At 52.1% G+C, this 14,506-nt stretch carries 10 protein-coding genes; 9 read left to right on the top strand and 1 reads right to left on the bottom strand.

Annotation, left to right across the window (positions count from 1 at the left end; all coding sequences use genetic code 11):
• The first annotated feature begins 288 nt into the window (after positions 1 to 288).
• From AB1656_27245 to AB1656_27205, 9 genes are all read left to right on the top strand, one after another.
• Positions 289 to 1,746, top strand: coding sequence for a hypothetical protein (locus tag AB1656_27245; GenBank protein MEW6239094.1), 1,458 nt, complete (start codon positions 289 to 291; stop codon positions 1,744 to 1,746).
• 18 nt (positions 1,747 to 1,764) lie between these two features.
• Positions 1,765 to 3,054 (top strand): hypothetical protein, encoded by a 1,290-nt coding sequence (locus AB1656_27240; GenBank protein ID MEW6239093.1) that lies wholly within the window; start codon positions 1,765 to 1,767, stop codon positions 3,052 to 3,054.
• Positions 3,051 to 4,784 carry a MotA/TolQ/ExbB proton channel family protein gene (locus AB1656_27235; protein MEW6239092.1) on the top strand — a complete coding sequence of 578 codons (1,734 nt, stop codon included), beginning with the start codon at positions 3,051 to 3,053 and terminating at the stop codon, positions 4,782 to 4,784. Before AB1656_27240 ends, AB1656_27235 begins: the two co-directional genes overlap by 4 nt.
• Entirely contained in the window at positions 4,784 to 5,491 is a 708-nt protein-coding gene (locus tag AB1656_27230; protein ID MEW6239091.1) for an OmpA family protein, read from the top strand. Before AB1656_27235 ends, AB1656_27230 begins: the two co-directional genes overlap by 1 nt.
• A gap of 102 nt (positions 5,492 to 5,593) precedes the next feature.
• A complete protein-coding gene (locus AB1656_27225) occupies positions 5,594 to 6,961 on the top strand; it encodes a hypothetical protein (protein MEW6239090.1) in 1,368 nt (455 codons plus the stop codon).
• Between the two features lie 89 nt (positions 6,962 to 7,050).
• Positions 7,051 to 8,142, top strand: coding sequence for a HAMP domain-containing sensor histidine kinase (locus tag AB1656_27220; GenBank protein MEW6239089.1), 1,092 nt, complete (start codon positions 7,051 to 7,053; stop codon positions 8,140 to 8,142).
• Between the two features lie 10 nt (positions 8,143 to 8,152).
• Entirely contained in the window at positions 8,153 to 8,530 is a 378-nt protein-coding gene (locus tag AB1656_27215; GenBank protein ID MEW6239088.1) for a response regulator, read from the top strand.
• A gap of 168 nt (positions 8,531 to 8,698) precedes the next feature.
• Positions 8,699 to 12,490 carry a PQQ-binding-like beta-propeller repeat protein gene (locus AB1656_27210; GenBank protein MEW6239087.1) on the top strand — a complete coding sequence of 1,264 codons (3,792 nt, stop codon included), beginning with the start codon at positions 8,699 to 8,701 and terminating at the stop codon, positions 12,488 to 12,490.
• Positions 12,491 to 12,591: 101 nt separating this feature from the next.
• Positions 12,592 to 13,008: a response regulator gene (locus tag AB1656_27205; GenBank protein MEW6239086.1), complete on the top strand. Its 417-nt coding sequence runs from the start codon at positions 12,592 to 12,594 to the stop codon at positions 13,006 to 13,008.
• A gap of 157 nt (positions 13,009 to 13,165) precedes the next feature.
• On the opposite strand, the gene AB1656_27200 is transcribed toward AB1656_27205, so the two are convergent.
• Positions 13,166 to 14,131 (bottom strand): hypothetical protein, encoded by a 966-nt coding sequence (locus AB1656_27200; GenBank protein ID MEW6239085.1) that lies wholly within the window; start codon positions 14,129 to 14,131, stop codon positions 13,166 to 13,168.
• Between the last annotated feature and the right edge of the window lie 375 nt (positions 14,132 to 14,506).

The raw sequence follows: 14,506 nt of genomic DNA, 5'->3' as shown, positions 1-14,506 counted from the left end.
CCTTTCCGAAAATTTACCGGTTTAATCTTTGCTTTGAAGACAAGACAATCAAGGGATAAGCGGCAAGTTTTCCAAAATAGAGGCAGGACGCCGAATCGGAGCCGTTATGCAATCTCAAAGCGATGCGCCGTCTGCTCTAATGGCTTGAAAGTCGTCTGTTATCCGCGTTAGCATCTATATGAGCTTTTCTTTTTATTTTATTTTGCTTAAATAACAAAAGGACGTCTGCTTTCAACACTCCTTAATAACCTTAATTTTTAGAGTTTGGATTAGAATCTCGGAAAGTGAATGGCTTTGAATTCCGATTTCGATTCTTCGATCGGCGGTTTGGCTAGATATCGGCGGGAATTGGCCGTGGGGAAGAATATTCTCGAATATTCGCTGACGCCTCAGCATTCCGCCTCACCCAATCTTTTGTCGTGCGGCTTTACGGCGGCCATCGAACCTCTCCTCAACCGCGAATACGAATTGACGATCGCGATTCCTCGGCAATTGCCGAATGAAATCGTCAACGCCGCCCGTTTTTTCTATACCCTGAAAAGACAACCCATCGATTTCGTCGAAATCATCGGCGCGAACAGTTTCGAAACGAAAAATCCCATCAAGATGAAAGCGGGCGCCATTCTCGAAGACGGCATGATCGTCATTAATACATCCATGCAGAATTCCGATCGCGAACATCAGTATAAATTCCAGGCCCAAATCAAGGAAAAAAACGCCGGTCCTCCAATTTCCAAACCCGTTTTCGCCAAGATTACGCCGCCTCCTAAAACGCCAGGCTCCTTGTACGCCAACGGGCTGCGCGCGGATTCGGCCATGAGAGGCTCCGGACAAGCGCCGCCGGACCGGCAGGAAGGGATGGCGTTGTTAAGGGGAATTTCCCAGCGCCTGGAAGCGGTGGAATCGTCGATCAAATCCATTATCGAAACCGTGAAAAGCAACAAAGAGGAGGAATTCAAAACCTACCGGGAAGCCCTGCGGCAATGGTTTTTCAAATACTCGGCGCAGGAAATACGCAAGCGTCGGGAAGAGGCCTATCAAAGGATGAAAGATCATCCCGCCTTCATGGCTTTTCAGGATTTTTTAAAGGTCTTCGAGATGGAGAATCCTCCATTAATAACTTTATGGCGGAATTATCCGCTCTTCCAACCCGTTGTCGACGATCTGAAAAAAAATGCGCAGGAGACTTTTCAACGGATTCTAGGCGTCAACTCTTTTCCCAATTTTCAAGCTGTCGCCATCGCTAGCTATCAGATGTTCCTGGAATCGGAATTCATTGGCCGATGGCAGGATGATTTGGAAGAGGGTTCCCTTCCGCCCTTCGAAGCCTTCAATCCCGAAACCGCTTACCGGCGTTACGTTTTCGCCGCCTATCAAAATGCGCTGCGCCAAGCGTTCCAGCCCGCGGCGGAAGGGGATAGGATCGACGAAAAAACCAACGAGGGATTGAACCGGATCGTCAAAGAATCGATTCCCCAGCATTTCGACGAAATCGAACTATTGGAGCAATCGCATCCCGCTGCAGACGAGCGGCGGCGGGAATGCGTCGATCAGTATCTTAATAGTCTATTGGCGCCGCTGGGCATGAAGTTGATTGCGGCGGCGCCCGGCGACGATTTTGATCCCAAAATCCATACCAACAAGAACCAATCTCCGCAGACGGGCGCCGTCATTCAAAGCGTTGTCAAACGCGGCTATCAGCGCGTCGACGGCTACACGATGCGCCGGCCGATGGTGTTCGCGTAACTCGCCAGGAGAAGACGAATGGGCGCAGCGCCGCCATTTTCCCGCCAACGTTGCCTTGATTCGCTTTCTACGGCGATTCAACCGCTGGTTTTGAAAAATGAGCATCGGGACGGCCTTCATGCGCTGGAAACGCCGATCAAAACAGCGGCGCTTCGCATCGTGGGGGAACAATCGTTTCCTCCTTCCCTTCCCGTCCCCGGTTTGGCGACGATTCGTCTTACGCCTCATACGGCAGTCGAAGCCGTCATCGGCGAAGAGGGAGCGTTCTGCCTGGGTTGGCCTTGTCTCGATAGCCAAGGAACGCAATGGTTGATATGGAGAGGCGAGAGAGGCGAGAGAAGCGATGAACAGCGCTGCCGGATCGTGGATAAAGACGTTCGAGACGGATTATGGCTAAGCCGTCTTGAGAAAACCGGACAACTTCAAGTTGGTATCGGCAATGAATCCAGAGGAATTATCCAGCCGTTGACCGCCCATCGGCGCCATATCCGCCTCGACGCCAAGGGGACGCATAGCCTGGTCGATTGTAATCCCGGTTATAACGTCGTACTGTCCAACAAGGATTCATTCGACGCGCCTCAAAACAGCCCGTTTTATTTGGAAAAACTGGAAGATGATGGCGATGCGATTCTATACCGGTTAATATGGGACGAAAGCAAATTAGACGCAGCCAGTCCTATTCCTGCTTTGTTCGTCGCATCGAGGATGACTTTTCTAACAATGAAAATAATTTCCATTCCATGCAGGATCGAGATCGATGCAAAATCGGATTCCGTTGACGAATTGGCGATGGAACGCTCGATTGCGCTGCGCCTGTTGGGAAAACAGACGGCGCGGATTTTGATCTTCACAGAAGGTCAAGCAGCAGTAAAGGAAATCAAACTGACGCCTGAGCGAAGCGAACAAACCATCGCTATCCCTAATTCGAGAATAGCCGATCCAATTTCCAACGCGATTCGCATCGAGACGGATGAAACCCTCATCGACCGGCGGATTCATAGAATCCCCGCCGCAAAATCGGCGCGGATTTACTGCTGGCCGCCGTTAATTCGCTGGGATAAGGCCAAGCGTGCGGCTTTTGGAGTTTTTCAAAACGAGAACGACAAGGCGGATTGGGAAATCATTGTTCCGGAGGAACTGGCCGAGGCGCGAGTAGAAACAGCGCGAGATGATCCAAGCCAGTTCTATATCGATCTTCCCAGCGAGGGGCCGGAACCGCCCTGGACGGGATATTTAACGCTGCGCGACCGAGTTCAGGGAGCATTCGCATCTATCCCCATCGTACGGATGGGCGAGTCAAAACGATGATTAGCGGCTATATTTTGAAGTTCATTCCCATCTCGCTGGAAAAAGACTTTTTTTTCTCGCTGCCTGCCATTTCCCAAATCATCACGGAAGCGATATCGTGGATTTTGGTTATCGGTCTTTGCGTTTTCGCCGTCAACCTCGTTCGGCAGGGACGCGGCCTTTACTCCATCCGCCTCGTCAACCGCCGTCTTCGCTTGGAGGAATGGGACAAGTTAGATATTCCTTCGCGTCTGGCGCTGCTGTTGAAGATTACAAAAAGTTCTCCAGCGCTTTATTGGGCGGTGGAGCGGATTCAAAAACTGCGCGATGCATCCGCCGGACGCATGATCGGCGAAGTGGTGGAGCTGAGCGCGATGCGCTATCGAACGGCGGGATTGTTTCCCTTGCTGCCGCGCTTGTGCATCATGCTGGGGCTGATGGGAACGTTAATCGGACTCACAGCGGCGGTGCAGCATGTTTATCTCGATGTGGAGACGATGGACAGCATCGACAGCCTACGATCGCCATTGCGCGCTATGCTGACGGGATTGGGAACGGCGTTCGTTACCACGCTCTTCGGCGTCTTCGCGGCGACGGCGCTCAGCCCGCTTCTCGTCGCCAGCCGATGGCTCCATACGCGGCTAGTGCGGGAACTGGACGCCGCGCTGACGACGGAAATCGTCCCCTTGGCGGCGCCGGACGAACAAGATTCCCAGCATCTGATTCAAGAGATGGTGGAGCGAATCAGCCAAGGAGTAATGGCCAACGTCATGAACGCCGCCATCCGCGAAACGGCGGCGGGATTGAACGATCTCAGCCTGCGCTTATGCGAGGCGGTGAACACTGTCTCCATAAGCCGCGCGGACGCAGGGGGCATATGGGATAAACTGGATGCCGCCGCCGAGGAATTTAGACATAGCGCCGCATTGGCTCATCGGATATTCGGCCAATTGGACGAGCGAATTCATCTGCTGACCCAAAGCGTAATGAAATTGACTCCCGAACGAGAAACGAGTCTCGACGCCTTCAAAGAAGCCGCAAAATCGATGGAAGAAGGTTTATTGACGCAATGGGCGATCCTGCGCCGGCAAAACGCCGAGCAGTTGGAAGCCATCGAGAAGATCAACGAAACCTTGCATCAATTCCGCGCCGCCGCCGATCAGTCAGCCTTAACGATTAAGGAGGGATTGGCGCCGCTGCAAACGCAAAACGATATTTTATTGCCAAAAATTCAATTTCTGCTGCAAGAAATCCAACGCCAGGCCGGAGAAGCGAAAAACTGGCTGAGCGCCAACGCGGAATCCTCCTCCGCCAAGATGGGAGAACTCCTAACAAAACGTTTGGGAGAGATTCGGCTCTCGGCGGATAAATTGGCGTCGCTTCTCGACGGCAGGCTCGACGATCTGGCGCGGCGCTTCGGAGCGTTGCATTCGGGATTGGAGGCGCAGCAAAAACAAAACGCCGAGTTAATGCTGAATTTTTGGGAACCGATTTTCCCATCGATCAAAAGGAAAGAAAACGTTGGCGAGGAGATGGCGCCGGATCATGAAGACGCGCAGCAAACCAAAGCGATGCTAGCGCAGCTGACGATGCAATCGCAACAGAACCTGCAAGCCTGGCGGCAAACCCTCTCCGAGCTGCATCAAACGTCGGAGGGCATGAATCGGTTGATTCAATCCATCGAGCAAAGAAACCGCTCCTGGTGGAAGACGCTGCAAGCCGCATTGAAGCGCAAGCGGGAGGGGCGCTGATGGCCATCTCCAAGCGCTCTCACCGCCGCGAGGCGGTTTTGCCTTCAGCGGCGGAATTCGATATGGAAGACATTTGGCCGGTGTTTTCCGACATCGCCATCTCTCTAGTCTTTTTTCTTGCTTTTACGCTCCTCGCCCAATTTTTGGAATTGTCGCAAGTCTTCGACGCCTTAGAACGCAAGCGATTGCAGCAAACGCTTTGGGAAAAATTGCGGCAAGACGAATTCTTCCAACCTTCCATTCGAAATGGATCGATTACGATGACAATCCAAGGCAGCTTGCAGCGCTTCCGCTTCGCCGCCGATATCGTCTTCGTCGCCGGGGAATCTTCGCTGCAGCCGCGCGGCGCAACGGTGCTGACCGAATTCGCCCGCTTTCTCAGCCGGGAGGCGCCGCCGGATTTATATATCGAAGTGGAGGGACACACCGACCGCGTCCCCGTCGTTAGCGGAAGGTATAAAGACAATTGGGAACTCTCTTCCCAAAGGGCGCTGACAGTGATCCGGCTTTTTCAAAGCCTTGACGACGATCCATCCTCCGGCGTTCGTTTGAATATGGACCGGATATCCGCCATCGGCTACGGCGAATTCCGTCCGCTGGAAGAACGCAAGGAGTCTGCGATTAACCGGCGTGTGGAAATCCGGCTGGATTACAGCGGCGCCGCCGCAGGGCGCCGAATCGAAGATGCCTCGCCTCCAATAAAATAACGATTTCTTTGAAGCCAATCCTTAATTCCCGGCAAAAACAGGCTAGGATTTCGCCGTATCTTTTTTTTAGCATTGCAAATTATTGTATACGTTGAAAATATTATGACGCGATGCATCATCCAAGGGCATATTATTGCCGAAGAGCGTTTGCTTAAAAACTATTTTCTTCTAATAGAAGACGGAATTATTCATTCCATCGTTCGGCGCGATCCCGGCGGCCATGGGGAACGGATCGATGCGCGGAGAATGTTCGTTCTGCCCGGCTTTCGCGATCAACACATTCACGACGTCTTCAGCCAGCTTTCCGCGTTGGAGAAGACGGAAGAGGAAATGAAGCGCCGTTTCCGCTTTACGTGCCAAGCCCTGGCGCGAGGGGGGACGACGGGCGTCTACCTCGCGACGTTCGGTGGACCGTTGGAGCAGATCGAAGCCTATTGCCGGGGCGCGAAATGCTGGATGGACGATCCCGAAAATGGACGATGCGGCGCGAAACTGCTGGGAATCCATATCGAGGGAACTTTCATCAACGACGAATGCCGAGGCGCTCAGCCCGCCGAGTATTGCCTGATTCCCACGCGGGACGATTGCCTGGCGGCATTGAACCACATTCATGCGACTGGCGCGGCGCGAATTGCCAACATCGTTCCAGATTACGGCGAAGCCTCGCTGGCCATGATGCGTCATGCTCGGAGGTTGGGACTATTGGTCGGCGCGGGGCATACGAAGGCGGACGCCGACCAGCTGCGCGGCGCCTTCGAACGTCATGGATTGCAATTCATGGTTCATTTTACCAACGGCCCGATAGGGCAATCGTTCAAGCCCTTCGGCGGCGGCGGAACCTTCGAGGGAGCGTTGGGGCTGCCCATCGTCAAGGAACTGATTCCCGACCGGCTGCACGTCGACGAACGCTACCTAATGGACATCCTCAAACGGATGGAAGAGCGATGGGGTTTGGATAAAATCGTCGCCGTAACCGACGCCAGTTTTCCCATCGCCGAAGAAATTCCCGAAGGCGAGTTTCGCATCGGCTCCACGATCGCCTGCGCCGATCGGGAGAACCTCTGCCTCAGAACGATGGCTTTCCTTCAACCGGATGGAACTAGAACGCCCGCGCCGCCGCATACTCTTTGCGGCAGTTTGTTGACGATGGACCGCGCTTTCGCCCATCTGCTAACGTTGTTTACTAAGGATATTCGCGGCCATTGGTTCGATCATCGGGCCATGCCCTTAGATGAAGCCATCATAAAGGCGGCGAAGATATGCTCAACCCATCAGGCGATTTTGGATGGAAGCATCAACGAAACCGGCAGTCTCGCCATTGGTAAAAAAGCGGATATCGTCATCGGGAGTTTGGAAAATAGAGACGGGGAATTGTCCTTTCATGTATTCAAGACGTTGATTGACGGTTATAATCTCTTCGATAAAAATTCATTCGAAACGGACGGTTCGCCGGCCGATTCCAGGATTTGAGCGCGCCTTGCTTCATTGAAACGCTATTGTCCGAAATAGGCCAATAAACCATGAAGATGAAGCGCAAGCCCTTATATTCGGAGAGCGCCTTGGATAAATTCATCGAAAGAAGCGGCCTGATTTCGCTGCTGTTTGTATTCGTCCTCTTCAGTTTCGTTTTTCAATATTATTCCTCCGCTCTGGCGATCGCCGCTATTTTGGTGGTGAATTTCTTCTATAGCCTCTTCTATACCTCGCGTCCCCGGCTCATTTGGATTTTTATTCTTGTAGGAGTTCCGCTCAGCGTATGGAATATCTTCTACCGATCGTCGTTTTATATTTATCTTTTTACGATCGTAGCCATTCTCGAATGCTTGCGCGTCGTTTTCGCCGCCATCCTCAATTATCCTCAAACTATCAAAGAACTGAAAGCGTTGACGGACGATTTGGAACATCGAGTGGAACAACGGACGGCGGAATTGGCCAAAGCCAACGAGGAACTGCGCGAACTAGACCGGATGAAATCCGCATTCGTCTCCCAAGCTTCGCACGATTTGCGCACCCCCTTGACCGCCATTAAGGGCAGTTTGGACAATCTCGCGTTGGGCATCGCGGGCGATTTGAACGAAAAGCAAAAAAAAATCCTGGAACGCGCAACCCGTTCGGTGGATCGGCTGACAGACCTGGTGAACGACGTTCTCGATCTGGCCCGCATCGAATCGGGCCGGGCGGTGTTGGAGAAAAGCCGCGTCTCTCTGCGGGGAATCGTCGAACATATTTTGCAGGAAAATCAAACCGCCGCCGCCCAAAAGAAAATCGCTTTGACGCCTATACTGGATAACGACGCCTGCTATCTCTTCGCCGACGGCGGGAAAATCGAACGCATCGCGGGAGAACTGGTGGGCAACGCCATGAAGTACACTCCCGAAGGCGGCGCCGTGGAAGTCCGGCTCCAACAATTGGACGGCAAGGCCGTCTTGACGGTGAAGGATAGCGGCATCGGCATCGCCCCCAAGGACCTTCCCAAAATCTGGGATCGCTTCTACCGCACCGCCGCATCGCAAAAAGCCGCCAAAGGCAGCGGGCTGGGGTTGTCCATCGCCAAGGAATTGACGGAAATGCACGGCGGCTCGCTAACCGTGGAAAGCCAGGAAGGATTGGGAACCACGTTCGCCTTGTCGCTGCCTTTGCCCAATCCATAAGGAGAGTGTTATGCCGCGCTATACGATCGTCATCGTCGACGACGAAGAAGAGTTGAGAGACAATTTGCAGGACTTGCTGGAGTTCAAAGGCTACAGCGTCGTCTCCTTCGATTCGGGTGAGGAAATGCTGAAGGCCATCGATTCGATTCGCGCCGATATGGCCTTGCTCGATTTTTTGCTGCCGGGAATGGACGGCTTGGAATTATACGCCCACTTGCAGAAAAAAAAACCGAATCTTCCCGTGGCGCTGGTAACGGCCTCTTCCCATAAAGACACGTTAAGCCAAGCCCGCCAGGCGGGAGTAAATCGCGTAATCTTAAAACCCTATTCCCACACGGACATTTTGCAAGCCGTCGAGGAGATGCTGGGGGAAAGCAATATCCATTAATTCCACCGAATCCCGCACCATGCAAAACGCCAATCCCGTAAACGTTCCCATCCCGTCATTATCGATTAAACTTCTTTCATCTTTTATGAATTAAGGCTTAACTTTTCATTAATATTGTTGAAATAAAATTCCACCTATGACCCAGCGAATCTGAAAAAGGTGACGGAAATGCCGCGACCTTATTGGAGAGGGATTGTTTTATCTTTTTTTGTTTTGAGAATTCCCCTATTCGGATTCGGCGCCGATTGGCCCGCTTGGCGATTCGACGCCAACCGCAGCGCCGATTCTCCCCAGGAACTCCCCGCATCGCTTTCGCTGTTGTGGACGCGGGATTACCCGCCTCTCGATCCGGTTTGGGACGATCCGCTCAACCGGGATTTGATGCAATACGATAAAGTGTACGAGCCAATCGTTCTCGGCAAAACGCTCTTAGTCGGTTCCAACGCCTGGGACTGCCTGACGGCGCTCGACGCGGATAGCGGCGATGAAAAGTGGACGTTTTACGCGAACGGCCCCGTCCGTTTCCCCGCCGCCGCCGGGAACGGCAAGGTTTATTTCGTCAGCGACGACGGGCGCCTTTATTGCCTCGGCGCCGAGGATGGGAGAATGATCTGGAAGTACGACGGCGCGCCCTATGACCGCAAAATCCTCGGCAACGAGCGGTTGATTTCCACTTGGCCGGCGCGGGGCGGACCGGCGTTGAAAGACGGAATCGTATACTTCGCCGCTGGAATATGGCCTTTTATGGGCGTATTCGTCTACGCGCTGAACGCGGAGACGGGCCGCGAGATTTGGGTTAACGACAGTTCCAGTTTCCTGTTTATCAATCAGCCGCACAATTCCCCGTCTTTTGCAGGCGTCGCGCCGCAAGGTAATCTGGTTGTCGCAGGAGACAAACTGCTGGTTCCCTGCGGACGGTCGGTTCCCGCTTGTTTCGATTTGAAGACGGGTAAATTTCTTTATTACCATTTGGCGAGAAACCAAAGAAACGGCGGAGCGTTCGTCTGCGCCTTGGGCGATCAATTTTTCAATTATCATAGAGACCTGACCGTCAACGCTTTCGATTTGACGACGGGCGAAATGCTGGTCAAGGAATTCGGCAAGATTCCTGTACTAACGCGCAAGGCGATCTATTGCATGGGGGAAACCATCGCCGCCTTCGATCCGAATAAGATCAACATTATCGAAACCAAGCAAATCGTCAAAGACGAAGACAAAGAAGAAGACAAAATTGTTATCAAGAAAACGCCGGAATTTGCCAAACTTTGGGAATATTCCGCCGACGCCAGCGGCGATTTAATTAAAGCTGGAAACTATTTATACGCTGGAGGGAAAAACATCGTATCGGCTATCCGGCTCGACGGCGGGAAAGCGTCCACCGTTTGGCAAACCAAAATCGATGGAACGGCGGCGAGGCTGATTGCGGCGGACGGCAAGTTGTTCGTCGCCACGTTGGAAGGGCGCCTCTATGCTTTTGGGGAGAATGCGGAAACAGCGAAAATCCATCCTTACGCTCCGCTGCCTATAACTATCGCGGACAGCATCCATGAAAAAGCGAAGACGATTTTGAACGCGAGCGCTATTCGCGATGGATATTGCCTGGTTTATGGAAATGGCGAATTGGCGGCGGCGTTGGCGATGAACTCTACTTTGCGCGCTATTCTCGCCGAACCGGATCAAGAAAAAGCGAAACAATGGCGGGAACAATTCGTAAAAGCCGGCCTGTATGGAAAAAATTTGTCTGTTTATGAGGGATCGCCGCTCACTTTGAATCTTCCTCCCTACCTGGCGAGTCTATTTGTAGTGGACGGGACGTACGCGCTGGAAGCCGAAAAGAATCCGGATCTACTGCATAAAATATACTCCACGCTTCGGCCCTATGGCGGGATTTTTTGTTTTATGGCTTCTCAGGAAGAACACGCCAAAATCATCGATAGAATTCAATCCTGCCAGCTGCCCAACGCCAAGATCGTCGAATCGGACAATTGCGTATTGCTCCAACGCGACGGAGCGCTTCCCGGCGCCGCCGATTGGACGCATCAATACGGCGACATTGCAAACACTTTGAAATCGGACGACCGGCTGGTGGAAGCGCCGCTGGGGCTGCTTTGGTTCGGCGGCAGCTCCAATATGGACGTCCTGCCGCGCCACGGCCACGGACCGCCGGAGCAAGTTATCGGCGGACGATTGTTCATTGAAGGCATCGACCGGCTCAACGCCCGCGACGTTTATACGGGACGGGTGTTATGGAAGCGCCTTCTTCCCCAATTGAACAATTTCGGCGTTTATTACGACGAGACGTATAAGGATACTCCTCTCGAAACGGACTACAACCAGATTCACCTACCCGGCGCAAACGCCCGGGGGACGAATTACGCAGCGGCGGCAGACGCTGTTTATATCCTTCATGGAACCGGCTGCCTGGCGTTGGATCCGGTTACGGGAGAGACCTTGCGCGAGATTTATCTTCCAATTCCAGATAAATCGCCGCCGAAATGGGGATATATCGGCGTTTATAAAGATTACTTGATAGCGGGCGCTGAATCCCTCAGCTACATGGATTATCTCGGCTCCTTATCCGAAGAAGCCGCCAAGAAAAAACCTTTTTTCAATTTCGACATCTCCTCCAGCAAGCGATTGATCGTCATGAACCGCTATACGGGGGCTAAGATTTGGAATTTCGATTCCAACCTGGGATTGCGGCACAACGCCATCGCTGCTGGGAACGATAAATTGTTCTGCATCGATAAAATGCCGGAAAACGTCTCCGCCGCCTTGAAGAGAAGAGGCAGGCGGATACCGGCAACGTCACGGTTATTGGCCTTTGATATCCGAAACGGAAATATCCTCTGGAGTTTGACGGAGAATATCGACGGAACCTGGCTAAGTTATTCGGAAGAGCGCGACATCCTGCTGCAATCGGGCCGCAAATCGCGGGATTCGCTGGCGGACGAGTCGAGCGAAGGGATGACGGCCTATCGCGGCGCGGACGGGCAATTCCTATGGAGCAACAACGCCGTTTTTAGCGGCCCGTGCATTCTGCACAGCGACGACATCATCACGGACGGAACCGCCTACAGTCTCCTTTCCGGAAAGCGCAAGCAAGCGAAGAATCCGTTGACGGGAGAGGTAACATCTTGGATGCTGCGCCGCAATTATGGCTGCAACTATCCCATCGCCTGCGAAAACCTGTTAACGTTCCGCTCCGCCGCCGCCGGCTTTTACGATTTGATGAGAGACGGCGGAACTGGGAATCTGGGTGGATTCAAATCCAGTTGCACTTCCAATCTCGTCGCCGCCAACGGCGTTCTTAACGCTCCGGATTATACGCGCACTTGCACGTGCAGTTATCAGAACCAGACCTCGCTGGCCATGATTCGCGATCCTGGCGTAGAATACTGGACATTCAATTCCTTCGAGCTGGGAGACGCGCCGATACGGCGCCTGGGCGTCAATTTCGGCGCGCCGGGAGACCGCCGGGCGGATGACGGCGTATTATGGCTGGAATATCCTTTCGTCGGCGGGCCGAGTCTCAAGATCAAGATACGAACGGAGCCGAAAAATCCCGAATGGTTTCAACATCATTCCTCTCGTCTTCAAGGAGGCGATCTGCGTTGGGTGGCCGCGTCGGGAGCGAAGGGATTGCGGCGAATTGTTTTGACGTTGACGGAAAAACCTCAACCGCCGCGGAATTACGCCGTGCGTTTAATCTTTATGGAGCCCGACGATTTGGCGCCTGGCGAGAGAATCATGAACGTATCGATTCAAGGAAAGCGGGTTCTCACCGATTTCGACATTGCGAAGGAAGCTGGTTCATCCCGATGGGGAATCGCGAAAGAGTTTAAGAATATCACCGCCGATAAGGATTTTTCGATCGAACTGGCGCCGGGCGGCCCCAATCCCCAAAACGAAACGGTACTATGCGGATTTGAAATTATAAACGAGGAGGACAATATATAAAAAAACGGCTTTTAGACGCTTTCCCTCCCCTGCGATACTATAGAAGTAGAGGCTATGACCGCGAAAAACGATAAGCGATGCCTGAAACAGGAGAGGATTCCATGAATACCAACGGCGTCTTGAACGGCAAAAAAATCTTCCTGATGACCGATGACGGAACCGTCGCCGAAAACGTACAAAAAAGTCTGGCGGCTCATGGGGCCGTCTTGTTTCACGATTCCACGCCGAAAGAAGCCATTGGCAACGCCTTGGCGAAAAATCCCGATTTGTTGATTTACGACGAGCGCATGCCCGCCTATCATGGATTGAAGCCCTTGTCGGTCATCAAGCGGGCGCGTCCCAAGAGCAAAGTGCTGTTTCTAGCCCGCAATGGAACGCCGTTGCGATCCATGGACGCGACGGCACAAGGCGTCTCCTTTACGATTCAGAGCGATTCCAGCCCGCAGCAAATCTACAACGCCGTCAAGCATTGCCTGGCGATCGCGTCGGTTCCCCGCATCGAAGCGATGGCGGAATAATACCAATCATCCTCGAATAGATCGCATTTAAAATCCCTCTCCCAAGATTGGGAGAGGTTAGGTGAGGGTTGATATTATTGGACTTATTATTCCCTAATCCTAACCTTCTCCCAGAGGGCGAGGGAATTATAAGTTACAATCTCAATAAAAATTGGTTTTAATTCCAACGTTTAAATTTATCCAAGAACCGCATCATTCTTACAGGTTGATATCCGTCGGCCTCAATGATGTCGGGAGGAGGAAGTTTGCCTTCTTCATCGAGTTTTTGAATCTCTTCCAGATTTTTAACGACGTTCTGCATTGCGCTCATCGTCGCCCAGATTTGTTCGAATTGCTCGCGGCGGACCACTAAATCTTTTTTCAAATCATCAATGGCGCGAGTCAGTGTGTTTTTCGTTTCGTGAAGCATATCCTCGTTCAAATCGATCACGCGATCGATCGTAATTTTTCTATCGCCTTTCAAAGCGCGGTAAAGGGTTGCGATATTCGCTAAATCGGTCTGTTCCGCCTTTTTATGAATTTTTCGAAACGCCGCATCGATGAGTTTGGCCGATTGTTCACCAAAAATATCGCCCACTTCGACTTCGCGTTGAAAAACATCGTGCAGTACTTTCAATTGATCGATAACCAATTTCAAATAAACAATGGCGAGAGACCTTACCTGGGATTGATTATCTCTCATTCCGCTCACTTTCATACGGCCGAGACGCTCGGCGGCGTGGTGGAGCATGACGGTTTTGTTGGCGCATACCTCCTCTTGACTGCGGAGAAAATTATGCTGTTCGTTCCATTGCGCTTCCTGGAAATAACGAAAGTGAGAGGAATACAAGCAGTCGATCATCATTTTGGAATGCTGCGTGGAGGCGATGCAATCCTGCCAGCGTTCGTCTTGATGGATGGCCAGGTCGGCGAATAGGCCTTTGGCTTCATAAAGCGATTGCATGAAATTCTTGCGGATTTTCATATCGGACAAAGCGGCGGCGATGTGAGTGAAAACGAGTTTGCCCTCAATGCAAGCCAAGAGCACATCCTGCTCTTTCACATCGGGATGTTGGCGAACATATTCTTTGACCAGCGCTTTTCGAATTTCTTCCCGCGCTTGCTCTTGTATAGTATCTTTCATTCATCGCCCTCGGATGAATCGATTCGAGTCATACAATCAAAAAAAAATATTTTATATCATCTCTCTTGTTGACCTTTCATTCTGCAAGAGAATTATACAAAACGAAAAAACAATTGCAAGCAAATAATTATTTTGGCTCGATTGAGCCTCTTGCAAAACTCCATTATTCCTACCCCAAGCGTGGGGGAGGTTAGGAGAGGGTTATCTTAAGCCTAATAAAATCAACCCCCCTCCTCTAACTCCCCCCAAACTTGGGGGGAGAATTAAAGCGTAGACTTTATCCTTTTTGCAAGAGCATCGATTATAACTCGCTTTTAAAAAACAAGAGACCGCACGGCATTCATGCGGTCTCTTGAAAAATCCTATAGAAGCCTC

The organism is Candidatus Omnitrophota bacterium (assembly GCA_040755155.1).
In the GTDB taxonomy this organism is placed as follows: domain Bacteria; phylum Hinthialibacterota; class Hinthialibacteria; order Hinthialibacterales; family Hinthialibacteraceae; genus JBFMBP01.
The sequence above is the reverse complement of the archived record's forward strand: the minus strand, read 5'-3'. Positions and strand labels throughout refer to the sequence as shown.